We start from the raw sequence: 26,724 nt of genomic DNA on the forward strand, positions 1-26,724 counted from the left end.
GGAAGCCAGTCGTTGCGTACGCAATTTTCAAAACAGAACGGACTTCGGGGTCCGCGCGGCGCGGTGCCGCGCAAAGCGGGGTGGCGGCATCGGCTGCTTGCGCCGCTCGGACTGGTCGTCGCAGTGCCAATGCTGTTCGCGGGCTGCGCGGGCCAGAAGACCTATCAGGCGGGCGAAGATTTGATCGCCCAGGGCAAAGTGGACGAGGGATTGGCGAAGCTGCAGGAAGCGTCCGAACAGAATCCGCAAGATGCGCAATATCGGGCGCGCTGGCTGGCCGTGCGTGAAAACATACTGACGCATGACGACACGCAGGGCGACCGGCTTGCCGCCAACGGCGCGCGGGACGCCGCACGCAAGGCCTACCAGCATGCGTTGAAGATCGACCCGGACGACGAACGCGCGCTCGCGGGACTCGCCGCGCTCGAACAGGGCACGCGGCTCGACGCGCTGGTCGATCAGGCGCAAGCGATGGCCAACAAGCAGGACCTCGACGGCGCGCGCCGGGTGCTCGCCCAGGTGTTGACCGAAGTACCGACGCACGTGCGCGCGCTCGCACTGCAGCGGCGCATTACGCTCGACCCCGGCGCGACGCGGGTCGAGGCGGCGCTCGCGAGCGCGTACCGCAAGCCGATTCATATCGACTTCAGGGACGCGACACTCAAGCAGGTATTCGAAGTGATCTCGCGCAGCGCGGGCATGAATTTCCTGTTCGACAAGGACGTGCGCACGGACCAGCGGACCTCGATCTTCCTGCGCAACAGTACGATCGAAGCGGCCGTGCGCTATGTGCTCGCGACCAATCAGCTCGCGCAGCAGGTGCTCGACGAGAACACGGTGCTGATCTATCCGAACACGCCCGCCAAGCTGAAGGACTACCAGGAACTGGCGGTGCGTACGTTCTTCCTGTCGAATGCGGACGCGAAGACGGTGGCCAACACGCTGAAGACGATCCTCAAGGCGCATGATGTCGTGATCGACGAAAAGCTCAATATGGTGATCGTGCGCGACACGCCCGATGTGATCCGTATGGCCGAACGGCTCGTCACGCTCGAAGATGTGCCGGAGCCGGAGGTGATGCTCGAAGTCGAAGTGCTCGAAGTGCAGCGCAACAGTACGCAGAACCTCGGCATCCAATGGCCGGGCAACGTGACGCTCACGCCGCTGCCGGTGGGCAGCGTGATCAATTCGGGTAACGGCCAGAACGGCTCGACGGGCGGGTCAGTCAACCCGCTCGACCCGTTCGGCAGCGGCGGCGGCTTCGGCGTATCGTCGCCCACCAATGGTTCGTCACCGTCGCTGTCGCTCAACGACCTGTTCCATCAGACCTCGAAGACCATTGGCGTGTCCCAGATCCAGGCGACGGTCAACGCGAACCTGATGGATTCGAACGCGAAGCTGCTGACCAATCCTCGCATTCGCGTGCGCAATCACGAAAAGGCGAAGATCCTGATCGGCGAGCGCGTGCCGAACGTCACATCGACCGCAACGTCGACGGGCTTTGTCTCGCAGTCGGTCAACTATATCGACGTCGGTCTGACGCTGAACGTCGAGCCATCGATCTATCTCGACAACAGCGTCGGCATCAAGGTCGCGCTCGAAGTGAGCAGCCTGCTCAATCAGATCACCGGGTCGTCCGGCACGACCGCGTATGAGATCGGCACGCGCACGGCCAGTACCTTGCTGCAGTTGAAAAACGGTGAAACCGATGTGCTGGCGGGCCTTATCGACAGCGAGGAGCGCACCTCCGGCAACAAGATTCCCGGCTTCGGCCAGTTGCCGGTGCTCGGCCGCCTGTTCGGCGCGACCACCGACGATGCGAAGAACACGGAAATCGTGCTCGCGATCACGCCGCACCTGATTCGCAACATCCAGCGCCCGGATGCCGCCTCCGCGTACTTCTCGGCCGGCACGGAGACCAATTCGCAAAGCATGGTGCAGTCGAACGGCTTCAGCACGTCGTCGTTCTCGTCGAGCGGCGCTTCGTCGACGTCGGGCGCGTCCTCGAAATCGTCCGGCACGGGCGCATCGGGTGCCGGAACATCGAATAACGGAACATCCGGCGCGAGTGGGCCCGCGGGTCTTGGCGCGAACTATTCACAAGGCTCCGGCAGCCTCGGGAGCAGTGGCATGTCGGGCGCCGGCTTTGGCGGCGGCGAGAACGATCCGGTCGTCGCGGGGGGCGCGCCGAGCACGGGCACCGCGCGGATGACAATCGATGGGCCGGCCCAGGTGAAGGTGGGCGATACGGTCTCGGTGACCGTGCTGATGCAGTCGGACCAGCCGGTGACGATCGTGCCCGCGAACGTGACCTACGACAGCACGAAGCTGCAGTTCACCGGCGCGACCGAAGGCGATTTTCTGAAGCAGGGCGGTGCGCCGACCAGCTTTTCGAGCCGGGCGGGACAAAGCGGCCAGATCAGCCTGTCGGATTCGGTCTCGAACGGCGGCGGCGGCTTTGCGCCGGCCACGTATGCGGTCCTGACGTTCCGCGCGCTGGCGACGGCTTCGCAAACCACGGTTCAGGTGCAGCCGGGCTTGATGCTCGGTGCGACCGGCTTGCCCGTCACGACTGTGCCGGCGTCTCCCTACACATTGACGGTGAACCCAAGATGAAACCGGGCGGCGCGCCAGGCAGGGCGACGGATCGCTGGCACGATGCCGGGCGTGGCCGCGCGCGCGGTTTCACGCTGATCGAACTGCTCGTCACGCTCGCGATACTCGGCCTGCTCGCGAGCATGACCGTGCCCGTCGCTCAGGTGATACGCCAGCGCGAACGCGAACAGGAACTCAGAGCGGCGCTGCACGAAATTCGCGACGCAATCGACGCGTACCACAGCGCGAGCAAGGACGGGCGTATCCAGAAAGATGCGGGCGCGAGCGACTATCCGCCGAACCTCGATCTGCTGGTGCAGGGGGTGCCGGACCAGACCGACCCGAAGGAACACAAGATGTTTTTTCTGCGGCGCGTGCCGCGCGATCCGATGAATAACGATCCCCAACTCGGCAATGCGGCAACCTGGGGCAAGCGCGCGTACGCAAGCGAGGCGGACGACCCGGAGGACGGCGACGATGTGTACGACGTCTACTCGATGTCGAGCGGCATCGGACTCAATGGCATTCCTTACCGAAAGTGGTGAGAACGATGAGAAGGCGCTCCAACCGAAGCGCGGGCTTCACGCTGATCGAACTGCTGATCGTGCTGGCGATTATCGCGCTGTTGATGACGCTGGCATTGCCCGAATATTTTCATTCGATCGACGCATCGAAAGAGAAGGTGCTGGCGCAGAACCTGCACGTGACGCGCATCGCGATCGACCAGTTCTATGGCGACCTGGGGCGGTATCCGGATTCCCTGCAGGAACTGGTCGACAAGCATTATTTGCGCGCGTTGCCGCTCGACCCGATCACCGATAGCACCGGGACCTGGCAGATCGTCCCGCCCGAGGAGCCGTTCCCGGGCAACATCTACGACATCAAGAGCGGCGCTGAAGGTACGGATGCCGACGGCAAGTCGTACGGGGCGATGTGACGATGCGACAGGCTCGGCGGCGGCGTGGCGCGCAACGCGGGTATACGTATCTCGCGCTGATGATCCTGATCTCCATTATCGGCATCACGGCTGCCGCGTCGGCGGAACTGGGCGCGATTTATCAGCGGCGCATGGCGGAGAAGGAGTTGCTGAAAGTCGGCGAAACATTCCAGCGCGCGCTGCAGAGCTACGCGTCGGCCACGCCGCTCGGCCAGCCGACGCAGCCGCGCACGCTCGACGAGTTGTTGCGCGATCCACGCTACCCGAACGTGGTGCGCCACCTGCGCAGGATCTATGACGACCCGATGACGGGCAAAGCGGATTGGGTGCTGGTCAAAGCGCCGGACGGTCAGACGATCGTTGGCATTCATAGCGCGTCGCAAGGGCGTCCGATCCAGATCAAGCAGTTTCCTCCCGCGTTTCAGGGATTCGATAACAGGAAGAGCTACACGGACTGGGTGTTTATCGCGCGCTATCCGGCGCTCACGCAGGGGCAGAGGCCGGGGGACAACACCTTGAACAATGGCGATTCCGCAGGCAATACGAGCGGCAGCAACTTGCCGTCGAATGGTCCGCAGCCGAGTGGCAGTCCGTCTGGTTCTCCGTTTGGTTCTTCGCCTGGTTCTCCGTCGGGTTCCCAGCCTGGCTCGCCGTTCGGTACTTCGTTCGGTTCTCCGTTCGGTTCTTCGTTCGGCGGAAACTCGCCGGGCGGTTCAGCGCCCAATGGCTCGCTATTCAATAGCTCGCCATCGAATGGATCATCGCCTGGAAATGGGCCGTCGAACAGTTCGCCTTCGGGCCAGTTTCCGTGAATGGACCGTCCGTCCGTTAGAAACAGACAAGCACGCGCAGCTAGTTCGATTTCTTTTTTACAGGCGCGGCCAGCGCGTTGCGCAGGTTCCCGGCAGTGCTCTGTCGAATCCACTCACCATAGGCCTCGTCTTCGATACGATAGTGACCGCGGTCAAGTCGGGCCACCACGTTAGCGTCCTGAAGCCGATGCAGTGCGTGTCCGGCTGTATTGCGCGTCGCGGGCTTGCCGAGAAGCGCGCCCAGGCGCGCGAGGCCTGCTGCTGAATGGAGGTCCGAGTCGCCGCTCGCGACCAGCGTCAGCACCGCCTGGTCTGCCGGACTGGCTGAGCGCCACTGTTGGAGAAAATGCGTGTCGGAGAACACCGTCTCTTTCGTTTGCTCGAGTGCGGATGCAACGCCCTGCGTCTGATAAAGCATGAATCTCTCGACAAAGCGCTTGAAGAATTCGGGCGTCCGGTGCAGCGTTTCAAACGCCTTCCTGCCCTCTTCGAGGGTCATCGTGTGCCGTGCGAGGCTGTTCATCAGGTCGATGGTGAAGGCCACGAACTCGTCGCCGAGCAGTGGAAACGGTTCGAGCGGAGCCCAGTTGTAGAACGGTTCCGACGACCGGGCAAACATGTCGCGCAGGGTCGTCTCCGAACTACCGGCGAACACCACCTTGATGCGGTCCTTGCGGATATCTAGCGCTGCGCGCAGCGCATGCGTGAACGTGCTGTGCTCCGCTCGGGCGAGTACCTGGGCCTCGTCGATGACGAGCAGCAGCGGCCTCTTCCGCTGGTCCAACTGGCGGAGCGCTGCTCGCAGCGTCGTGGCGCTATCCACGTCGAGCTGCGCCAGTTCCGCCTCGACTGAGCCTTCGGCTCCGCCGGGCAGCTTTGCGCTCGCCTTCAGCTTCCTGACCGGTTTTCCGAGTGCGGTCAGAACCGCGCGCAAGCCGCGTGGCTCGAGCGCTTCCACCAGTGCCGAAACAATGGCGATGTCGGGCGTTGTGGTATCCCATAGGTTGGTGTACGCGACAAGATAGTTCTGCTCGGCGGCCGCGGGTAACAGGTCCTTGCAGAGAAACTCGGTTTTTCCCATCCGGCGGCGCGCAAACAGTCCTCGCGCGGACGTCAGACCCAGCGCGAACGCGCTGAGATAAGCCTGCGCCAGTTCGGGGCGGGCAAAGTGCCAGAGGTCAATGCCATCTTTCTCCTGTTTTCTCATAGATTTTGAGAATTATCAAATGTGCTGAGAAGCCATGATACAAACTCTTTTTCGATCTGAAAAGTGACGTTTACCTGAGCCGAACCGACCGGCAACCAACCTGCACGGCTTTTACCGAAACGCACGCTGCGTGAGTTGTCCCTACTTGCCAATCAAGTTTGGCATTGAGTAGACTTTGCCTGACAACTCTGCCAGAACGTTACAACTTCGCTCCCCCGCGCACCATGAATGAACGCCAGTCCCCCGGCATGCCCGGCCGGATTTACACCGATATCCTGAATCGCATCATCGAGGGCGAGTATCGCGAAGGCGACCGGTTACCGACCGAGCACGCGCTGGCCGAGCGCTTCGCCACCTCGCGGCCGACCGTGCGCGAGGCGCTCGCGCAGTTGCGCGCGGACGGCATCATCGCGACCCGCCACGGTTCCGGCACGACGGTCAGGCGTCGCCCGGACCCGGACTTGCGCCGCTTCGCGCCGCTCGAAAGCTTGTCCGACATCCGGCGCTGCTACGAATTTCGCGTTGTCACCGAGTCCGGTGGCGCCGCGCTTGCCGCGCAGAAGGCTGACGACGCCGATCTCGAAGCGATCCAGCGCCAATGGGACAACCTCCAGCAGGTGATCCAGACCGAAGGCATCGGCGCAAGGGACGACTTCGCGTTTCATCTGGCGGTCGCGCGCGCGTCGAAAAATCAGTTCTTCATCACGTCGTTGTCGTTCATTCACGAACAGGTCGAGTTCAGCATGAACCTGTCGCGCAATCTGTCGCTGGTGAAGTCGCTCGAGCGGCAGCAGCTTGTGCAGCAGGAGCATCTGGCGGTGCTCGAAGCGATCCGCCGCCGCGACGCGAGCGGCGCCGGGCAGGCGATGCGGCAGCACCTCGAAAACGCGATGGTGCGCATGTTCGGCGCCTGATTTATCGCTGTTGCCCGTGGCGGCCCGCGCCTGCGCGGACCGTGTCGCTTTCGATGCGCCGCGGCGCAGTTGTCAAGCCAAGGCGCGCACGATTTGACCAGTACGGCACTAATACGCGATGTTGTTTGACAACATCAAATAGCCGGTGATATCGTTCCGCTCGTCAGAAGAATCAATCCGCTTACGAGACTCCATGAACGTATCCCCGATTACCGAGAGCGAATTCGCCTCGACCGTGATGGCGGTGCCTCCGCTTGCTCGCCATGCCGATCTGTCGCTCGACATTGCCGAGAACCAGCGGCTGATCCGCCATATCGAAGCCGGCGGTATGCGCACGCTGCTGTACGGCGGTAACGCGAACTTCTATCACGTTGCAATCAGCGAGTATCGCGAGTTGCTTGACATGCTGGCCGACCATACCGCGCCGACCACGCGCGTGATTCCGGCTGTCGGTCCGGACTTCGGCAAGATGCTCGACCAGGCGCGCATCCTCGCGCAGACCAGTTACCGCACCGCGATGGTGTTGCCGCTCACCGGCTTTACGACGCCCGAAGGCGTCGAAGCGGGTCTTACGCGCATCGTCGACACCGCGGGCATTCCGCTCACGCTGTACATCAAGAACGAAAACTACGTCGACGTCGATACGCTCGCGCGACTGGTCGATCGCGGCACGCTGATCGCGGTGAAGTACGCGATCGTGCGCGAGAACCCCGCTGACGATCCGTATCTGCGGCGCCTGCTGCAAAGCGTGAATCCCGCGCGGGTCGTGTCGGGCATGGGCGAGCGGCCCGCGCTGACGCACGTGCGCGATTTCGGTCTGGCCGCATGGACGACCGGCTCCGGCTGTATCGCACCGCGCTCGGTTAGCACGCTGCTGCAAGCTGCACGCGATCCGTCACGCGCCGCCGAGGCGCAACGCATCTACGACGCGTGCATGCCGCTTGAAACGCTGCGCGACCAGCTTTCGCTGATCTGCGTGCTGCACGACGCGGTGACGATGACGGGCCTCGCGGACATGGGCACGATCCTGCCGCTCCTGAGCAGCACCGCGCAGACGCATCACGCGGATATCGCCGCGGCGGCGCAGGCGCTGCTCGCATTCGAGCGCGAACTGTCCGCGCAGGCCTGACGCACGACATTTCCGCGAATTTTCTGGAGCAGTGCGAAGTGAGCATCAAGAAGAAAACGCCCGAGGAATTGCGCAGCCATCGCTGGTACGGCGTGCACGACCTGCGTTCGTTCGGCCATCGCTCGCGCACCGCGCAGATGGGCTATGGGCGCGAAGAGTACGCGGGCAAACCGGTGATCGCGATCCTCAATACGTGGAGCGAAATCAATCCGTGCCATACGCACTTCAAACAGCGCGTCGAGGAAGTGAAGCGCGGCATCTGGCAGGCGGGCGGCTTTCCGGTTGAACTTCCGGTGCAGACGCTTTCCGAGCCGTTCCAGAAGCCGACCACGATGCTTTACCGCAACTTCCTCGCGATGGAAGTCGAGGAGACGCTGCGCTCGTACCCGGCCGACGGCGTGGTGCTGATGGGCGGTTGCGACAAGACGACGCCGGCGCTGCTGATGGGCGCGATCTCGATGGACCTGCCGGCGATCTTCCTGCCCGCGGGCCCGATGCTCAATGGCAACTGGAACGGCCGCACGCTCGGCTCCGGCTCCGATACGTGGAAGTACTGGGCGGACCTGCGCGCGGGCAAGATCACGGAAGACGACTGGCGCGGCGTGGAAGGCGGCATTGCGCGCTCGCCGGGACACTGCATGACGATGGGCACCGCGTCGACGATGACGAGCGCCGCCGAAGCGCTCGGCTTCACGCTGCCGGGCTTCGCGTCGATACCGGCGGCCGATTCGCGCCATGCGGTGTTCGCCGCGAAAACGGGCATGCGCATCGTCGACATGGTGTGGGAGGACCTGAAGCCGTCCGACCTGCTGAGCGCCGCGTCGATCGACAACGCGGTCACCACGTGCCTCGCGCTGTCGGGTTCGACCAACGCGATCGTGCATATGATCGCGCTCGCGCGGCGCGCGGGCATCGAGCTCACGCTCGAACGCTATGACGATCTCGCGCGGCGCACGCCGGTGCTCGCGAATATCCGTCCGACGGGCCAGTACCTGATGGAGGATTTCTACTACGCGGGCGGCCTGCGCGCGATGCTGAAGGAACTGGGCGATCTGATCGACGGCTCGCAGAAGACGGTCAATGGCAGGACGCTTGCGGAGAACATCGGCGACGCGGAGATCTTCAACGATGAAGTGATCCGCCGCCGCGCGACGCCGCTGATGCCCGATACGGGGCTCGCGGTGCTGCGCGGCAATCTCGCGCCGGACGGCGCGGTGATCAAGCCCGGCGCGGCGGAACCGGCGCTGCACGTGCATACGGGCCGCGCGGTGGTGTTCAGGGACTACAACGACATGGCCGCGCGCATCGACGACGATGCGCTCGAGATCGACGAAACCTGCGTGATCGTGCTGCAGCATGCGGGCCCGGTGGGCGCGCCCGGCATGCCGGAATGGGGGCAGCTGCCGATTCCGAAGAAGCTGCTGGAGCGGGGCGTGCGCGACATGGTGCGTATCTCCGATGCCCGCATGAGCGGCACCAGCTACGGCGCGTGCGTGCTGCACGTCGCGCCGGAATCGTTTATCGGCGGCCCGCTCGCGCTGGTGCGCGACGGCGATCTGATCGAGCTCGATGTGCCGCAACGCAAACTGAACGTGCTGATCACGGATGAAGAACTCGCGCGCCGCAAGGCGGCGTGGGTGGCGCCCGCGCCGCGCTTCACGCGCGGCTACGGCGCGATGCATCAGATTCACGTGACGCAGGCCGACAAGGGATGCGACTTCGATTTCCTGCAACGCGACGGCGGCAAACCTGACGCGAAGGATGCCAGCGGCGGCGAGCCGGAGATTCATTGAGGTGACAACCACGCGGCGGTGCGTGCACGCGCGCCCCTGAGCCGCCGTGCCGGAGGGGTTCCGGCAACGGCGTGACGAGGTCGGCAGGGCAGCGCGAGGAGACCGGGCCGCCGCACGCGAGAGACAACCCGCATATCGTGCCGGGCGCATCGACGCCGGCCGGGGGATATGCGGCAACGAGGCGATGACTGGCTGCCGGGAGGCGGCCAGAGCACTTCGTGCGGCGCGAACGGCCGCGAATACTCCAATGAAAAAAGGGACAATTAGATGAGACATTACAAAGAAGCTCGAATCGCACTCACCGGTGTCGCGGCGATGTTGGCCTCGGCCGGCGTGTTCGCTCAGAGCAGCGTGACCCTCTACGGCGTGGTGGATACGGGTCTCGCGTACCTCAGCAATCAGGCGCCGTCGACCGGCGCGACCTCCGGCGGTCACTCGGTGGTCAAGATGATCGAAGGCGTGTGGGGCGGCGAGCGCTTCGGCCTGAAGGGCTCCGAGGATCTCGGCGGCGGCAACAAGGCGATCTTCCAGCTCGAGCAGGGTTTCAACGCCACCAACGGCACCGCATCGAAGAGCGGCCTGATGTTCAGCCGCGCATCGTGGGTCGGTCTGGCGAATCAGCAGTACGGGGTGCTCACGCTGGGCCGCCAGTACACGCCCTACTACAATATGACCGCGCAGTACGGCCCGACGCCGTGGCTCACCGGCGCGTTCGGCGCACACCCGGGCGATCTCGACGCACTCGATACCGACTTCCGCATCAACAACGCGGTGGTCTATACGACGCCGTCGTTCTACGGCTTCAAGATGAGCGGCATGTACGCGCTCGGCGGCATCGCGGGCAGCTTCAACGCGGGTTCGACGTGGAGCGTGGGTGCGCAGTACCTCGCGGGTCCGGCGGGCATTGGTGTCGGCTTCGCGCGCTTTAACAACGCAAACGTCAACGGCGGCCCGTGGAGTTCGAGCTCGACCGCATACTCGGGCACCGGCGAGCAGGGCGTGAGCGCGATCACGAACGGCTACCAGAACGCGGCGGCACAGCAGCGTTTCGCGGTGACGGGCGGTTACCAGTTCAGCAGCCAATGGGATGTGTCGGCGTCGTATACGAACGTGCAATACATTCCGGGCATTGCGTCCGGCTTTAAGGATACCGCGATCTTCAATACCGGCGGCGCCGTGCTGCACTTCCACCCGGCCGACCCGTGGGATCTGGCCGTGGGCTACGCGTACACCTGGGCAACCAAAGCGAACGGCATTCAGGACGCCGCGACCTATAGCCAGATCAACCTGACGCAGCTGTATAGCCTGTCGAAGCGCACGCGCGTCTATCTGCTCGAAGCGTATCAGCGCGCGAACGGCCAGACGCTGAACAACGGCAAGGTGATCAACGCCACCGCCAACATTGCTGAGCAGTCGCCTGCCGCGACGCGCAGCCAGTTCGGCGTAACGCTCGGCATCAATCATCAGTTCTGATGTCGGCCCGACCGGCGGGCGGACGGTGCGCGTGACCGGCCGCCGCCGGGGCAGCGGTTCATCAGGGTTTGTACCGGGGCGGCAACCGGTGAAGATGTTTATAGAATTGCGCCTTGTCTTACAACACTGGGCCAAGTTGTCCTGACATCAGGGCAGGAGGCCAAGGCTGACGCATCGAGCCAGACAGCCATGACGGTGGCGCCCGATGCCGCGCAAGCAGTCAGTCAATGTCATATCAGAGGAGATCGCAACATGAAACAGAAGCTCGCCCTGTCCGGCCTGTCGGCCCTGGTCGCGGCCTCGTTCCTGACTTTCGGTGCCAGCACGGCTGAAGCGCGCGTGTTTCGCGTCGCCGACGTCCACAGCGACACCTTCCCGACCGTGATGGCGCTCAAGTTCATGGGCGACGAAATCAGCAAGGACACCGGCGGCAAGGATAGCGTGAAGGTGTTCGGCAATAGCGCGCTGGGTTCGGAAAACGACACCATCCAGCAGGTGCGCATCGGCGCGATCGACATGGTGCGTGCGAACGGTTCCGCGTTCAACGACATCGTGCCCGAGTCGATGATTCCGTCGCTGCCGTTCCTGTTCCGCGATATGGATCACTTCCATAAGGCGATGTACGGCGCGCCGGGCAAGAAGATTCTCGATGCGTTCGCGGCGAAGGGCATGATCGCGCTGACCTTCTACGAAAGCGGCGCGCGCTCGATCTACGCAACCAAGCCGGTCCTGACGCCGGCCGACATGAAGGGCGTCAAGGTGCGCGTGCAGCCGTCGAACCTGATGGTCGACGAAATCAAGGCGATGGGCGGCACGCCGACGCCGATGCCGTTCGCCGAGGTTTACACGGGCCTGAAGACGGGTCTCGTCGATGCGGCGGAGAACAACATCCCGTCGTACGTCGAAACCAAACACTATGAAGTGGCCAAGGTGTTTTCCGAGACCGAGCATTCGATGACGCCGGAAGTGCTGGTGTTTTCGAAGAAGATCTGGGACACGCTGACGCCGCAGGAGCAGGCCGCGATCCGCAAGGCGGCGGACGACTCGGTGCCTTACTACGAGAAGCTGTGGAGCGCGAAGGAAGCCGAAGGCATGCAGACCGTGGAGAAGGCCGGCGTGACCGTGGTGCCGGCCGCGAAGGTCGACCGTGCGGCGTTCCAGAAGGCGATGCAGCCGGTCTGGGCCAAGTATGAAACGACGCCCGAGATGAAGCAGATCGTCGACCAGATCGAGGCGATCAAGTAAGCGCATTGTCCGCGAGATATCGACCGGGCGATCAGGGAGCGATCGGGTAGCAAAGCCGGGCAGCAAAGCGGGGCAGGCCGTGGCGTCGCACACGGCCTGCCCTCTGTGCAAGGAGAATGGATGAAGATCGTCACGTGTTTCAACCGCATCGTCGCGCGTGTGATGACGGTGCTGGCGGCGATGTGCCTCGCCATGCTGGTCGCGCTGGTGATGTACAGCGTGGTGATGCGCTACGTGTTCAACGACGCGCAAGACTACATTGAGCCGATCGGTCTGCTGCTCGTGCTGTTCATTGCCTTTATGGGGGCGGCGCTCAAGCTGCGCGACGGTGGCCATATCGGCCTTGATTCGCTGGTGAAAGCGATGCCGCCGAAAGTGCAGATGGCGATGATCGCGTTCCAGCACGTGTGTCTCGCGGTGTTCGCGATCGCGGTCTGCTTTGGTTCGTGGGAAATGGCGATGACCACGTTCGACGATCAGATCCCGATTCTGAACCTGCCCGAAGCGATCCGTTATCTGATTCCCTTCGCCGCCAGCATCTGCATCATTCTTTTCTCCCTCGAACATCTGCTGACGCTCAACAAGCGCGAGCAGCAGTCCTGATCCCCTATGGAACTTGCGATTCTCACCGGCTGTTTTCTGGTGCTCCTCGTGCTCGGGGTGCCTGTTTCGTTCGCGCTGGGCCTCGCCTGCGTGGTCACTTATCTGCACGAAGGCCTGCCGCTGGCGACTGCGATGCAGTCGATGGTGTCGGGTATCAATGCGTTTTCGTTTCTCGCGGTGCCGTTCTTTATCCTGTCCGGCGAACTGATGCTGCACGGCGGCATTGCTGACCGCATTCTGCGCTTTGCACAGGCGACGGTCGGCCACTTTCGCGGTGGCCTGGGCATGGCGAACGTCGTTGCGTGCACGCTGTTCGGCGGTGTGTCGGGTTCGCCGACCGCCGATACGTCGGCGATGGGCGGCGTGGTGATCCCGCTGATGAAGCGCGAAGGCTATAGCGCCGCGTATGCGGTCAATGTCACCACGCACGCGTCGCTGGCCGGCGCGCTGATGCCGACGTCGACCAACATGATCATCTATGCGCTCGCCGCGCAGGGCATTACCGGGGTCGTCGCGGGGCAGGCGATCAGCGGCGTGTCGATCGGCGACCTGCTGTTTTCGGGCCTGATTCCGGTGCTGTGGGTGATGGGCTTCGTGCTGGTTGCCGCGTACTGGCAGGCGGTGCGCTACGGCTATCCGCGCCGCGCTGATGGCTCGACCGCGCTGCCGAGGTTTCCGGGCTGGTGGGCGGTGGCGCGCACCTTCGTCGGTGCGCTGCCGGGGCTGATGGTGATCGCGATCATCCTGTTCTGCGTCGCGAGGGGCATTGCGACCGCGACCGAGGCCGCGGCGATCGCGGTGACGTACTCGCTGGTGCTCACCTTCGTCGCATACCGGACGATGACGTGGAGAAAGCTGTCGATCGCGCTGGCTCGCGCGACCCGCACGACCGGCGTGGTGCTGCTGCTGATCGGCGTATCGAACATGCTGCGTTTCCAGATGGCCTACCTCGAAATTCCGGAGACGATCCAGCAACTGCTTGAACACGCAACGACAATTCCTTGGCTGATGCTGCTGTACATCAACATCATCCAGGTGTTTCTCGGCACGTTCGTCGATATGGCCGCGCACATCCTGATCACGACGCCGCTGTTTCTGCCGATGGCGATGCACTTCGGCGTCGGGCCGGTGCAGTTCGGCATCATGATCCTGCTGAACTGCTCGCTGGGGCTCGTGCATCCGCCGATCGGCTCGGTGCAGTTTATCGGCTGCGCGATCGGCGATGTGTCGATTGGCGAAACGTCGAAGACTGCGTGGCCGTATTACCTTGCGATCTTTAGCGCGATCAATATCGTGACGTACTTTCCGTCATTTTCGACATGGCTGCCGAGTTTGATTGCGGGACATCCGGTGTATTGAGCGACGTAAGCACGGGGTGGTGGACAAAGCAAAAGGGGCCGGCATGAAAACCGGCCCCTTTCGCGTCTCGTGCTTCGGATTGCGCTGCCATCTTCTGATGGGTGCGCCGATGGGTGCGGCCGCAACGCACGGCCGCGCGGCATGCATCGTTATCCTTACCCGCCCGACTTGTACCGCGCCACAAGCTGATCCGCCCCGCGCGTCAGAATGCCGACGTCCGATCCAACCGCGGTAAACGTGCTGCCCAGCTCAATACAGCGGCGCGCGAGCGTTTCGTCGCTGGCGAGAATACCAGCGGGTTTGCCGGTCGCGACGATGCGCGCGAGCGTCTTCTCAATCGCGTCGACCACCTCCGGATGCTTCAGATTGCCGATATGGCCGAGCGCCGCGGACAGATCGCCCGGGCCGATAAACACGCCATCGACACCGTCGACCGCCGCGATGCGTTCGACGTTCTCGAGGCCGAGCCGGCTCTCGACCTGCACCAGCACGCACAGTTCGCTCGCGCAGTGCTTCACGTAGTCCGGGATGCGCCCGAAGCCCGACGCGCGCGCCGCCGACGCGTAGCCGCGCACGCCGTCCGGCGGATAGCGCGTATAGGCGACCGCGTTGCGCGCGTCTTCCTCGGTCTCGACATACGGAATCAGCAGCGTCTGCGCGCCGACATCGAGCAGACGCTTGATCGTCACCATATCGTTCCACGGCGGCCGCACGACCGGCTGCGCGGACGAGCCGAGCATCGCCTGCAACTGGCCGTGTACCATCTGCAGCTCGTTGGGCGCGTGCTCCATGTCGAGCACCAGCCAGTCGAAGCCGGCGCCCGCCAGCAGTTCAACCGAGCCGTGATGGGCCAGACTCGACCACAGGCCGATCTGTTGCTGGCGCGCGGCAATCGCGCGTTTGAATCGATTTTCGGCGAGCTGCATGGGGTTCTCCGCAATGAGGGAAGGGCGCCGTCAGCGCTTCGACTTGCGTTGCTCCGGCGGCGAGAAATCGAAGCTGGCGAAGCTGCCGCCCTGGTGGCGCTGTGCGACGGCATCGAGCGGGTTCGGCCGCGCCAGAATCTCGGCCGCATAGTCTTCGGCATTCTGCCGCGGCCGGTAACCGAGGCGCGCGGCGCCCGCATTGTCCCAGTAACTGCGCGTATTGGCGGACACGCCCCAGACCACCTGATAGCCGAGGTCAGGTACCTCGATCGATTGCTCGATCAGATGCAGCAGATCGTCGAAGCCCAGCCACGTGCTCAGATGCCGGAACTCGGTGGGCTTTTCGATGCAGCTGCCGATCCGCACACAGACGCTCTCGATGCCGTGCTTGTCCCAGTACAGGCGCGCGATGCCTTCGCCCCACATCTTGCTCAAGCCATAGAAGCCGTCGGGGCGGAATTCGCAGTCTAGCGCAAGCTTGTCCTCGACCGGATGCATGCCGATCGAGTGATTCGAACTGGCGAAGATAATGCGGCGCACGCCGTGGCGGCGCGCGCCTTCATACACTTCGACGAGGCCGCGCAAATTGTTCTCGATGATTTCCGGCAGCGGGCGTTCGACGCTGGTGCCCGCCATATGGATCAGCGTGTCAACGCCTTCGAGCAGGCGGTCGACCACGGCCGGATTGCGCAGGTCGCCATGCATCACGTCTTCGCCGGGCACGAGCGGCTCCAGCGGTTTCGAGCCGGCCGCCGAGCGCAGGTTCACGCCGCGCTCGAGCAGGGCCTTGCGCAAAACGCGACCCAACTGGCCGGCCGCGCCACTCAATGCGATTTTCTTCTTCACGTAGTTCGTCCTTGTCGGGAAGAGGTGGGAAATGAGTGTTGGTCATGATCGGGCAGGGTCCGCAAAGTTGTCAAGCAAATTGGGCTGGGAAATCTCCTTTTCACGGCCTCCACGGGATCGTGAAATGGCCGGGTCGTTCGGGCGTTCTGGTCATATTTTGGCGGCCAAACGGTGTATGCGGCGATTTGTTCGAACCATCAAGTCGGTTTGCCACTCTGCTTGACAAGTTTTCCCTTGTATAACGACAATTCTGCGATTTGACGGCGGACTTCAGCGGAGAAGTCCGCTTCGCTGAAGGAGGAGCAATGCAGATCAACACAAGAAAGGAGTCGCAACGATGAGCACCGTGAACCCCTTGCACGCGCAGCGCGTGACCGCTGCCGGCGATGTGCCGGCCCTCGTCGGCGAGAGTCCGGTCTGGCATGCGAGCGAAGGCGCGCTTTACTGGGTCGATATCGTGCGCCAGACGATTCAGCGTCTGCATCTGGCAACGGGTGAGCGCGCGGCTTGGGCGTTGCCGGAGCGCGTCGCCTGCCTCGCGTTCGGGCAAGCCGGCGGCCTGCTCGCCGGGATGGAAAGCGGGCTTTTCTCGGTCACGTTATCGGCGCCCGCTACATCGCGCGGGTCCGGCGAATCGGGCACAGCGCAGGTACGCCGGCTCGTGGCGCCGGCCTTCGCATTGCCCAACATGCGCTTCAACGATGGTCGATGCGACCGCCAGGGACGCTTCTGGGCCGGCACCATGGACCAGGACATGGCCGCTGCGCGCCCGGTCGGTGCGTTGTTCCGTTTTGACACGGCGGGCCGGCTGTCCGCGCCGGTCGTCGACGATCTGATTGTGCAGAACGGGCTCGCGTGGTCGCCCGATGGCCGCACGATGTATCTGTCGGACTCGCATCCGTCGCGACGCATCGTCTGGACATTCGATTACGACCCGCAAACCGGCGAGCCGCGCAACCGCCGCGTGTTTGCGGACCTGCATCATTACGTGGGGCGTCCGGACGGCGCCGCGATGGATGTCGACGGCGGCTACTGGATCTGCGCGAATGATGCCGGCCGCGTGCTGCGCTTTACGCCCGCAGGCAAACTCGACCGACAGATCGAACTGCCCGCCGCGAAGCCTGCGATGTGCGCATTCGGCGGCCCCAGCCTCGATACGCTATTCATCACGACCATCCGTCCGGATGCCGGCGCGACCGAACATGATGGACATGTTTTCGCGGTGCGACCCGGCGTAACGGGGTGTGCGGAGGCAGCATACGGCGGGGTGCTTTGACGAACCGCCGCGCGTAGCGGCGACTTGGTTCCTGTCCTGCGCTGCGGCGGCGGCCTTCGCCCCTTTTTAACGCTTACTTGACACTATTGTCAAGAATATATATAGTGACACTCGGAAAGGGTCACGTGCATGGCTGTCCTGAGGAAAGGTGTGCGGCTAACAAGGAACGCGGCTGTAAGGTGATGTGCCGTCTTATGCGTCTGGACCCTTGGTGAACGAATGAGCCACCGTTGAGGCTCGTGAACCAATGGAGAGGTATGCATGAATGATGTCACCCACCCGTCGCCGTTCACGATGGAACTGCGCGATCACCGCATCGTGTTCGGTGCGCCGGTTGCCGAAGTATTGTCGGACGAACTGGAAGCACTGAATATCAAGCGCTTTCTGCTGGTGAGTTCGCCGAGGCTTGCGCAGCAATTCGATCAGCAGGCGGGCGATGCGGCGACGCGCAGGCAAGCCGCGCAGTTTACCGGCGTCGCGGCTCACGTACCCGAAGCCACGGTGTCGCAAGCCGTCGCTGCTGCGCGCGAGTGCGGCGCGGATGGTCTGGTTGCATTCGGCGGCGGCACGGCGCTTGACACCGCGAAAGGCGTCGCCCATCTGCTCGGTTTGCCGATTCTCGCGATTCCTACGAATTTCTCCGGCTCCGAGGTCACCTGGGTTTTCGGCTTGACCTTCGATGGCGCCAAACATCCGACGTACAACCGCAACGTATTGCCGCGCACGGTTATCTACGATCCGGCGCTGCTGCTGACGTTGCCCAAAGAGATCGTGATCTGCAGCGGAATGAATGCCATCGCGCATGCGATCGAGGCGCTCTATTCACCGCAAATCAACCCGTTGACGCAGGCGCTGGCTGAGTCGGGTATCCGCAGGATGATGGGCGGCTTACGTGCATTTTTCGGCGCTGACGGGCCGAGCCACCACGCGGCTTTCGAGTGCCTGGCCGGCGCATGGCTGTGCGGCGAAGCGCTTTCGCAGGTCGGCATGGGCATTCATCACCGGGTTAGCCATTTATTGGGCGGTACGTTCGGATTGCCGCACGCTCATGCGCATACGGTGCTGTTGCCGTATTCGATTGCATTGAACTACGACCATGTGCCCGCATTGTCGGGGCTCGCGGACCTGTTTCCGGATCGACCGTTCGCGCTCGGGCTCGCGGAGTTTTCCCACCAGCATGGCGCGCCGCGCACGCTTGAAGCGATCGGCCTGTCGGCGAACCATATTGCCGATGCGGCGTCGCTCGCGCTCAGCAGTCCGATTGCAAATCCGCGCACGATTACGGTCGGCGATATCGAGGCGATGCTCGAGCACGCGCATGCCGGGAATATCGCCGGATGGTGCGGCGTCACGTCGGTGCAAACCCACACGCGATAGGCTCAAACTCAGAGGCTCAGGCGGTCGTCAGCCCGGCGTTCGCAAGGCTCGCGACGTTGACTTCAAACTGCCCGGTCCATCGTTTGACGGTTCCCGTGTCGATGTCGAACAGGTCGAGCACGCGCCCGAGCGTGTGATCGATCATCGATGCGAGACTATCCGGGCGCGCGTAAAACGCTGGCACCGGCGGATAAACGATCGCGCCGATTTCCGTCACGGCCGTCATATTGCGCAGGTGGCCGAGATGAAGCGGCGTCTCGCGCACCATCAGCACGACACGCCGGCGTTCCTTCAGCATCACATCGGCCGCGCGGGACAGCAGCGAACCGGTATTGCCGGTCGCGATCTCCGCGAGTGTTTTCATCGAGCACGGCGCAACGATCATCCCATCGACGGGAAACGAACCGCTCGAAATCGCCGCACCGATATCCGCGTTCGGGTAGTGCTTGTGAGCCAGCGCCTGAACGTCGGCTGGGCGCCAATCGGATTCGTACGCGAGCGTCATGTGCGCTGAGCGCGTCATCACCAGATGCGACTCGATGTCCAGTTCGCGCAGCATTTCCAGCAGCCGGACGCCATAGATCACACCCGAGGCGCCGCTGACTCCCACCACGATACGTTTGCGTCGATTCATGTCGATGGTTCTGTTATTGGCCGGTTGAGTTGACCCGTTGAGTTGACCTGAGTGGGTCGGCAGTCAGATGAAGGTTGCATGACGGATAGCGTCCGGCTCAAACGAAATCTGTTCATGCGTGGCATGAGAGCGATTCATCGTGACGCGGCGCGCTCGGCACATGGACGCAACACGCGCCGACACGATGCGCCAATGCAGCCACCGCGGATGAAATCCTTTCATGCCGCATATGAGAAATCACCGTTTGCGAGGGGTCCGGTTCTGCCTCAGTCTGCACCGACAGCCTGTGCGAACTGTCGCGTGCGTCGGTGCGCCAGCCGGTCGCGCGAGATCAGCCAGGCAGTGACGATCTGTCTCGCGTCGCACCTGTCGGTGTACTACGCAATGCCATCATCCCGTTCAATAACCGGACCACCCATGAAGAATTCCCCTTCGTTCCAGACACATTTGCAGGCTTTGGAGGAAAAGGGCCTCGTTGTGCACGTGCACCGTGAGATCAACAAGGATACCGAGTTGCATCCGCTGGTGCGCTGGCAATTGCGCGGCGGCATTCCGGAAGCGGACCGCAAAGCCTTCGTGTTCCACAACGTCGTCGACAGCAAAGGTCGTCGCTACGAATTGCCTGTGGTGGTGGGTGCGCTGTCGATCAATCGCGAGGTGTACGCGATCGGCATGGGCGTGCCAGTCGATCAGATCGGCCAGAAATGGCAGCACGCGAAGGGCAACCCGATCAAGCCCATCGTTGTCGACGATGCGCCCTGCCAGCAGGTCTGCTTTATCGGTGACGATCTCGACGCCGACGGTCAGGGGCTTGAGCATCTGCCGATTCCGATCTCGACGCCGGGTTTCGACAATGCGCCGTATACGACGTGCTCGCAGTACATCTCCGTCGATCCGGAGAACGGCATTCAGAATATGGGCACCTACCGCGGGCAGATCAAAGGCAAGCGCCGCGTCGGCTGCAATCCGTCGATCGAAATGGGGCAGGGCATCTATCAGCACTGGCTCAAGTACAAGGCGATGGGCAAACCAATGCCGGCCGCGCTCGTGATCGGCGGCCACCCGGCCGTATCGTTCTGTTCGGTGCAGAAGCTGCCGATCGATGTCGATGAACTGGGTGTGGCGGGCGCCATTCTCGGCGAGCCGCTGCGCGTCGTGAAGTGCAAGACACACGACCTGCTCGTGCCGGCGGATGCGGAAATCGTGATCGAAGGCTTCGTGCCGACCGATTCGCTCGAACCGGAAGGGCCGTTCGGCGAATCGCATGGTCACGTCAATTTGCAGGAGTTCAATCCGTACATGGATGTGACCGCGATCACGCGGCGCAAGAATGCGCATCTCGTGTCGATCATCAGTCAGGTCACGCCAAGCGAGAGCTCGCTCGTCAAGAAGGTCGCATTCGAGCCGCTGTTTCTCGATCATCTGAAGAACGCGCTGCGCATCGCGAGCGTCGAGAAAGTCGTGATGCACGAGCCGCTGACCAATCTGCGCAAGCTCGTGATCGTCGTCTTCAACGACAAGGCCACCGAGACGGAAATCTGGCGCGCGCTGATGGGCGCCGCGTCGTTGCAGCCGGCGGTCGGCAAGCTGGTGGTGGCGGTCAGCAACGATATCAACCCGGAAAACAGCGACGCGATTTTCTGGTCGATGAGTTACCGGATGAATGCCATCAAGGATGTGCAGATCCTGCACGGCCGCGACACCGGACACGGGCCGCGCACGTCGGGCGCGCAACGCGGCGACGACGCGGTCGACGGTGTGATTCTGATGAATGCGACGCGCAAGGAGAAGCTGCCGCCGATGTCGCTGCCGACCCGGCCGTATATGGAGAACGCGAAGGCGATCTGGGAGGAACTGGGCTTGCCGACGCTGCGCCCCGAATGGCCGTGGTATGGCGTATCGATGGGCGACTGGGACGAGCGTAACGAAGCGATGGCGCAGCGTGCGGTCAAAAGCGAGTACTTCGCGACCGGCGAAGAGCAGACGCGTCAGCGCGTAGGTCCCGAGTGGATCAACAAGGACTCGGCCTGGTTCTTCGAGAAAAAGGAAAACATGTAACCGCTGCCTGATACGCGACAGGCTGCAGGAAGAACGCGTCCCGCGCGTGAGTCGAAGCGCTGCCGATTGGAGACAGCAACGCTTCGAACGGCCGGCCGCACCGGGCGCTCATCCCCACCCGACCTCGCTCGCGTATCCCCCACTGCACGTCCGGCCTCACGAATAGAACGACATTAACCGGTGAGATAGAGATGCATAAGGAAGGAGGAGCGGTCGGCGCCGCGCGCGTCGCGATGCTGACGCGGTCGCTTGCGGCCGTGACATTGATGGGCGTGGGCAGTGCGGCTTATGCGCAAAGCAGCGTCACGTTATACGGTTCGCTGGATGGTGGATTGCGCAACCTTGTGAACGGCACGAAGGCGGGCGGCGCCGCGCTGTCGATGGCATCGAACGGCACGTACAACTCGAACCGCTGGGGCTTTCTCGGCAAGGAAGACCTAGGCGGCGGGTATTATGCGCGCTTCAATCTCGAAGCGGGTTACGTGCTGTCGACAGGGCAGAACAACAACACGAACAATCAGCTTTTCCAGCGGACGTCGACGGTGGGTTTTGGCGGCCCGTTCGGGCAGGTCGACATCGGTCACCAGTTTACGCTGCAGCACCACCTGATCAAGGACTTCGAGCCGTTCGACTTTCACTACCTCAGCATTACCGAAGCGACCGCGGTGTCGGGCGGATCGACGGGCCGCGACGACAACGACATCAACTATCACGGCTTTTTCGGGCCGTGGGTGATTCGCGCGGAGTATGCGCTGGGCGGCGTACCGGGCAGTGTCGCGAGTGGGTCGGTGCTGGGGGGCGGTGTGAACTATCGGTCGGAAACCGTGAGCCTCGGCGCAGGTTATACGCATCGCTCCAATGCGCTTTCGGCGACCTCGGAGCAGTTCTTCAATAGCGACCAGTACACGGCCGGCGGTGCGCTGACGGTGGGACCGGTCGATCTGATGGCGGGCTATTCGCTCGTTTTGCAGGACGTGCCGGCCAACGTGGAAGGCAAGACGCGTAACCAGTACCTATGGGGCGGCGTGCGCTATCAGGTCACGCGGTTTTTCAATGTGACGGCGGCGTATTACGACAACAGGAACACCACGGCTGGTGTGGACGGCAGGAAGGGTGTCGCCATTCTAGGCCTGGTGTATCTGCTGTCGAAGCGCACGGAGCTGTATGCGGATGTGGACTATACGCGTTTCACGGGTGGCTATGTGACGAATGCGACGCTTAATCCGTCGAGGCACCCGACGCAGACGGGGGTTTCGTTTGGTGTGAATCACTGGTTCTAGGCTGGCGCACGACCCGCAATTCGTAGCGGGTACGCAGTCTATCAGAAAGATAATTCAGAGTGCGAAATAAATGTATCTTGAAAATACGCTTTGTGGAAGGTGAGGTTGGAAAATACATGGAGCATAAAAATCACATGCATTCGCCCACGTTTTTGGTATCCATCGCTATTTTCTATTGATCAAAATGTTAGGTATACGTAATACTGGATTGTTGTGAAAATGACGTTCTGTTTTTGTTTAAGTCGATCATTTAGTTAGGTATCCGATATGAAAGAGAAAGCGGGTCGGTCAGCCCGTCTGGTTGGCACCATCCTGTTGTTGACGTCTGCCGCGGCGGCGTTTCCGGCAAGCAACGCCAGTTACACCTACGACGCACTAGGGCGGCTGACAAAGGCCGTCTATAGCGATGGGACGAAAACGTCCACCGTCACATATAGCTATGACGCGGCGGGCAACCGCACGAGTGTCGTGAGCACGTCCCCTTCCTGAACGCCAGCGTCGCAACGGCTCGCACGCGACGCGCACTGGAATGCACGATCGCGACCAAGTAGGCCTTTAGCACGCTGATAGAGGCGCGTGGGCCTGCTGGTTGACGTCCTCGTGTTTCCTTTCTCCAGAGTCCCGCAACTATCCGGTCCACTGACGGAGGGGCGGTGTTGCGCGCAAAAAGCGGCATTCACGATACAGAACACCCAGAACCCGATCCTGAGGAATTCGATGTCCGTAGTTACGCCACAAGGTATGGAAGCAACCTGTTGCAGCACGGTTCACAAGCGCAGATCGGCGCGGCCGGTTCTGCTTGCGGCACTCGTCGGCCTGCTGGTCGCCTCTGTCGACCTGGCCTGCGCGGGCAACGTGCAGTTCTCGGGCGCCACCGCGGCTGTTGTGGACAGTAACGCGATGGCCAACGCACAGCCGACGCAGCAAACGCAGCCGACAGTACGCCGGGGCCGCGAGAAGCAGCTATTGCGTGCCGCACCGGTTCAGACGGGTGAGCAATTCGCGCCGCAGCCGGGCAGCGTGCGGGCGATCATGCCGCCGGTGAGCGGCGAACAGGCCGCGGCGCACGATGCGCAGGCGGCGCGCGAGATGCCGCCGGAGATCAACCTCAACGGCACGATCAGGACGCTCGCGAAGCTGGAAGGCAAACGTCCGGCGGGTGCGGCCAGCGACGTTCACCTGCAGAACTTCGCGCAGCCGAAACAGGGCTTGCTCAAAGGCAGCGGCGTGTCGGGCGCGAGTGGCATCGTCACGAACGATGCGCCACCGGGGCCTGCCTCGATCGACGAACTCGCCCGTGCGTTGCGCTATCACCCGGACCTGATCTACCAGTTCGTGCGCAACAACATCGAAATCGACCCGGTGCGCGGCATTCACAAAGGCGCGCTCGGCGCGGTGCTCGACAATCAGGGCAGTGCCTTCGATCAGGCGCAACTGATGGTGTCGCTGCTGCGCACGTCGGGTTACGACGCCCGCTTCGTGCGCGGGGTCATCAGGCTCAGCGCGCAGCAGTTCACCGACTGGTATGGCCTGCCGGCCAATAACGTGTGTGCCGTGCTGAACCTGATGGGCCAGACGCAGGTTCCCGTCTACAGCATCAGCGCGACCCAGGCCGGCAGTTGTCCCGGCCTGAACGCGGCGATGACCGAGATCTCGATCGAACACCTGTGGGTCAAGGCCAATATCGGCGGCACGTGGTACACGTTCGATCCGGCCTACAAGCCGCATACGATCAAGTCCGGCGTCGATCTCGGCGTGGCAGCCGGCTACAACGCGCAGTCTTTCCAGACCACCGCAAAGGGTGGCGGGTACGTCGGGGACTACGTGGTCAACAATCTGGATCGCAACGGCATCCGCTCGAGCCTGCAGACGTATGCGGGCAACCTTGCGACCTGGATCAGGAAAAACAGACCGACCGCCACATTGAGCGACATCGTGGGCGGCAAGGCGATCGTACCGTTCTATGGCGGACCGGTCCGTCAGACGCAGAATCCGCTGCTCGACGCGCGCTGGACGCCCGAGGAATGGAGCGACATTCCCGCGAACCTCAAGCCGACGGTGCGGGTGCGCTATCAGGGCATTGACCAGACCTTCACGTCGGATGCGATCTACGGCAAACGCCTGACGATCACGTTCAACGCCTCGAACCAGCCGCTGCTCAGGCTCGACGGGGTGCAGGTGGGGGCGCCCGGCAGCGCGGTCGCGCCCGGCGCGGACAGCGTCGCCAGCTTCGTCGTCTGGCATAACGCCTATTCGATCACGGAGGCGGATCACGCGTTCGACCAGCATATCAGGGGCGGCGGGACCTACCTCATCGTCAATGGCTGGGGGCCGACGGGACGCGGACTGTCGCAAAGCTACCTGAAGTATCTGGAGAACACGCGCGCGGCGGGCAATGCCGACACCAGTGAGCCGGTGCTGGGGGCGAGCCTCGGCGTGCTGGGTGCGCAGTGGGTGTCGCAGACCACGCAGAGCGCGTCGATTACCGACCGTCTGGCGAATGCGTACACGGTGCAGCATCACCAGGTGGGCCTGGCCGGGTTCGACAGGGCGCCCTACGTCGATCTGCCCAGCAATATCAGTTCGACCGTCAGCATGGCGGCGGACCCGATGCTGGAAAAAGCGGTGTTCGACAGCAATGCGATGCACCAGTCGATTCTCGAGTCCGCCGCGGTCAGCCAGACCTCGGGTGTGTCGGCCGTCTCGACGGTCAGACTGCTCGATCTGGCGATGAGCCAGGGCAAGGACATCTACGACGCGAACGCGGGCAACTTCAATACCATCCGGCCGAAGCTGCCGGCCAACTGTCAGCCGCACCTGGCCAACTTCCAGAACGATGTGAACCAGGGCTACCGGCTGCTGATTCCGTCGACCTGCCAGCTGACCGAAGACACGTGGAGCGGCGCGGGGTATTTCGTGCTGGGCTCGGGCAATGTTCGGCTGCTCGGCTCGATCATCGCGGGCGGGCTGTCGGGCGGATTCCCGACGAAACCCGTTGCGGCGATCACCTATAACACGGTGGCGATTGCCAATACGAAGACGCCGCAGAGCCAGCAGCAGATCAACGGCGCGTTTGGGGGCGACCCGATCGACATGGTGCTCGGCAACTTCGTGTATGAGCACGAGGACGTGAAGACCGGCTATGGCGATGCGCCGGCTGCACTGGCTTTCCAGCGGCTCTACAGCAGTGGCCTGAAAAACCAGACCGGGGCGCTGGGCAAGGGGTGGACGCACAACTTCGACGTGCGCATGCGGTCGTCTTCCGACGGGTTTCTCGGCATGGGCAGCCGGCTGGCGCTCGATGCGGTGGCGACCATCGTGGAGCACAAGGCGTCGCTGGACCTGCTGGGCGACCCGGCGGGTCCCGCGTACCGATACCTCGCCGCGGTGGCCGCGCAGCGCTGGTTCGGCGAGCAGATCGTGGACAACACGAAGGTGGCGACGTTCGGCCTGAACAGCGACGTGTTCGTGCGTCTGCCGGACGGCACGTACAGTGCGCCGCCGGGCAAGGCGGTGCGGCTGGATGTGACGGGCAACGCGGGGACCGGCATCGTGGCGTATTACCGGACGCTGACCGGCGGCATCTGGCAGTTCGACGGGGACACGGGCAAGGCGGGCAGCTATATCCAGTCCGATGGCGTGAGGCTTGTGCTGACCTGGAGCGGGGACCTGCTGACGCGGGTGGAGAACAGCATCGGCCGCAGCCTGGCGCTGAGCTATGCGAACGGACGCCTGCAGAGCGTATCGGGCCCGCAGCAGAGCGTGCGTTACACCTACGACGGCAGTGACAACCTGGCGACGGTCACCGATGCGAACGGCTACGCGACGCGCTTCGAATATGACCAGCCGGGGCGGATGACGAAGTTCTACCAGCCGGGCTTCCCGGGCGCGCCGGTGGTGAGCAACGTGTACGACACGCTGGGCCGCATGAAAACGCAGACGAGCGCGGCCGGCAACCTGTTCAGCTACTACTTCGCGGGTTACCGCAGCGAGGAGGAGGGACCGGGCGGATCGAGCCGCACGCACTACATCGATGGCGAAAGCAACCTCGTGCAGGTGGGCGACCCGATGGGCCGCTGGACGCTCAGGGACTATGACGGACAGAACCGGCTGGTGCGCGAGACGCGTCCGGAGGGCAACCGCATCGAGTACACGTATGACGATGCGACGTGCGCGACGGCCGCCGGCTATGTGAAAGGTTGCACGCACAACGTGCTGACGGTGTCGCGCACGCCGCGTCCGGGCACGACCGAGCCCGTG

At 63.1% G+C, this 26,724-nt stretch carries 21 protein-coding genes; 17 read left to right on the forward strand and 4 right to left on the reverse strand.

The genetic code is table 11. From position 1 onward, the window contains the following. The first annotated feature begins 12 nt into the window (after positions 1-12). From HV796_RS30450 to HV796_RS44300, 4 genes are read left to right on the forward strand one after another with little or no spacing between them, the layout of a single operon-like run. Positions 13-2,616 carry a secretin N-terminal domain-containing protein gene (locus tag HV796_RS30450; RefSeq protein ID WP_246356122.1) on the forward strand — a complete coding sequence of 868 codons (2,604 nt, stop codon included), beginning with the start codon at positions 13-15 and terminating at the stop codon, positions 2,614-2,616. Continuing rightward, positions 2,613-3,140 (forward strand): type II secretion system protein, encoded by a 528-nt coding sequence (locus HV796_RS30455; protein ID WP_175231185.1) that lies wholly within the window; start codon positions 2,613-2,615, stop codon positions 3,138-3,140. Before HV796_RS30450 ends, HV796_RS30455 begins: the two co-directional genes overlap by 4 nt. A gap of 5 nt (positions 3,141-3,145) precedes the next feature. After that, on the forward strand, positions 3,146-3,532 hold the full coding sequence (locus tag HV796_RS30460; protein WP_175231188.1) for a type II secretion system protein: 387 nt from the start codon (positions 3,146-3,148) through the stop codon (positions 3,530-3,532). Positions 3,533-3,534: 2 nt separating this feature from the next. Beyond that, positions 3,535-4,344, forward strand: coding sequence for a type II secretion system protein (locus tag HV796_RS44300; RefSeq protein ID WP_246356123.1), 810 nt, complete (start codon positions 3,535-3,537; stop codon positions 4,342-4,344). A 40-nt stretch (positions 4,345-4,384) separates the two neighbouring features. Here the strand turns inward: HV796_RS44300 and HV796_RS30470 are convergent, their stop codons facing one another. Beyond that, positions 4,385-5,551: an ATP-binding protein gene (locus HV796_RS30470; protein ID WP_175231191.1), complete on the reverse strand. Its 1,167-nt coding sequence runs from the start codon at positions 5,549-5,551 to the stop codon at positions 4,385-4,387. Between the two features lie 224 nt (positions 5,552-5,775). Here HV796_RS30470 and HV796_RS30475 point away from each other — a divergent pair, with 224 nt between their 5' ends. The 7 genes from HV796_RS30475 (at position 5,776) to HV796_RS30505 (ending at position 14,067) form a co-directional block, all read left to right on the forward strand. Next, positions 5,776-6,465 (forward strand): FadR/GntR family transcriptional regulator, encoded by a 690-nt coding sequence (locus HV796_RS30475; protein WP_175231194.1) that lies wholly within the window; start codon positions 5,776-5,778, stop codon positions 6,463-6,465. Between the two features lie 193 nt (positions 6,466-6,658). Further along, positions 6,659-7,594, forward strand: coding sequence for a dihydrodipicolinate synthase family protein (locus HV796_RS30480; protein WP_175231197.1), 936 nt, complete (start codon positions 6,659-6,661; stop codon positions 7,592-7,594). 38 nt (positions 7,595-7,632) lie between these two features. After that, positions 7,633-9,387: an L-arabinonate dehydratase gene (araD, locus tag HV796_RS30485; protein ID WP_175231200.1), complete on the forward strand. Its 1,755-nt coding sequence runs from the start codon at positions 7,633-7,635 to the stop codon at positions 9,385-9,387. Between the two features lie 267 nt (positions 9,388-9,654). Continuing rightward, on the forward strand, positions 9,655-10,860 hold the full coding sequence (locus HV796_RS30490) for a porin (protein WP_175231203.1): 1,206 nt from the start codon (positions 9,655-9,657) through the stop codon (positions 10,858-10,860). Between the two features lie 252 nt (positions 10,861-11,112). After that, positions 11,113-12,105 (forward strand): TRAP transporter substrate-binding protein, encoded by a 993-nt coding sequence (locus tag HV796_RS30495; RefSeq protein ID WP_175231206.1) that lies wholly within the window; start codon positions 11,113-11,115, stop codon positions 12,103-12,105. A gap of 120 nt (positions 12,106-12,225) precedes the next feature. Further along, positions 12,226-12,708, forward strand: coding sequence for a TRAP transporter small permease (locus HV796_RS30500; protein WP_175231209.1), 483 nt, complete (start codon positions 12,226-12,228; stop codon positions 12,706-12,708). 6 nt (positions 12,709-12,714) lie between these two features. After that, positions 12,715-14,067 carry a TRAP transporter large permease gene (locus tag HV796_RS30505; RefSeq protein WP_175231213.1) on the forward strand — a complete coding sequence of 451 codons (1,353 nt, stop codon included), beginning with the start codon at positions 12,715-12,717 and terminating at the stop codon, positions 14,065-14,067. Between the two features lie 155 nt (positions 14,068-14,222). Here HV796_RS30505 and HV796_RS30510 read toward each other — a convergent pair whose 3' ends face one another. Together HV796_RS30510 and HV796_RS30515 are read right to left on the reverse strand one after the other, a co-directional pair. Then, complete coding sequence (locus tag HV796_RS30510) at positions 14,223-14,993, reverse strand: HpcH/HpaI aldolase family protein (protein WP_175231218.1); 771 nt, start codon at positions 14,991-14,993, stop codon at positions 14,223-14,225. Positions 14,994-15,023: 30 nt separating this feature from the next. Then, positions 15,024-15,839: an NAD-dependent epimerase/dehydratase family protein gene (locus HV796_RS30515; protein ID WP_175231220.1), complete on the reverse strand. Its 816-nt coding sequence runs from the start codon at positions 15,837-15,839 to the stop codon at positions 15,024-15,026. Positions 15,840-16,176: 337 nt separating this feature from the next. On the opposite strand from HV796_RS30515, the gene HV796_RS30520 reads away from it, so the two are divergent. Both HV796_RS30520 and HV796_RS30525 read left to right on the forward strand, forming a co-directional pair. Continuing rightward, positions 16,177-17,115, forward strand: a complete 939-nt coding sequence (locus HV796_RS30520; protein WP_175231223.1) for an SMP-30/gluconolactonase/LRE family protein — start codon at positions 16,177-16,179, stop codon at positions 17,113-17,115. A 261-nt stretch (positions 17,116-17,376) separates the two neighbouring features. Then, positions 17,377-18,492: an iron-containing alcohol dehydrogenase gene (locus tag HV796_RS30525; RefSeq protein WP_175231226.1), complete on the forward strand. Its 1,116-nt coding sequence runs from the start codon at positions 17,377-17,379 to the stop codon at positions 18,490-18,492. A 16-nt stretch (positions 18,493-18,508) separates the two neighbouring features. Here the strand turns inward: HV796_RS30525 and HV796_RS30530 are convergent, their stop codons facing one another. Beyond that, entirely contained in the window at positions 18,509-19,126 is a 618-nt protein-coding gene (locus HV796_RS30530) for a UbiX family flavin prenyltransferase (protein WP_175231229.1), read from the reverse strand. Between the two features lie 417 nt (positions 19,127-19,543). On the opposite strand from HV796_RS30530, the gene HV796_RS30535 reads away from it, so the two are divergent. From HV796_RS30535 to HV796_RS30550, 4 genes are all read left to right on the forward strand, one after another. Continuing rightward, entirely contained in the window at positions 19,544-21,184 is a 1,641-nt protein-coding gene (locus HV796_RS30535; protein WP_175231231.1) for a UbiD family decarboxylase, read from the forward strand. Positions 21,185-21,375: 191 nt separating this feature from the next. Beyond that, positions 21,376-22,464, forward strand: coding sequence for a porin (locus tag HV796_RS30540; protein WP_175231234.1), 1,089 nt, complete (start codon positions 21,376-21,378; stop codon positions 22,462-22,464). A 267-nt stretch (positions 22,465-22,731) separates the two neighbouring features. Then, positions 22,732-22,953: an RHS repeat domain-containing protein gene (locus HV796_RS30545; protein ID WP_175231237.1), complete on the forward strand. Its 222-nt coding sequence runs from the start codon at positions 22,732-22,734 to the stop codon at positions 22,951-22,953. 228 nt (positions 22,954-23,181) lie between these two features. Then, positions 23,182-26,724, forward strand: a 3,543-nt coding sequence (locus HV796_RS30550) for a DUF6531 domain-containing protein (protein ID WP_246356124.1), incomplete at its 3' end; no start/stop codon positions are given.

Source organism: Paraburkholderia humisilvae (assembly GCF_902859855.1).
Lineage (GTDB): Bacteria > Pseudomonadota > Gammaproteobacteria > Burkholderiales > Burkholderiaceae > Paraburkholderia > Paraburkholderia humisilvae.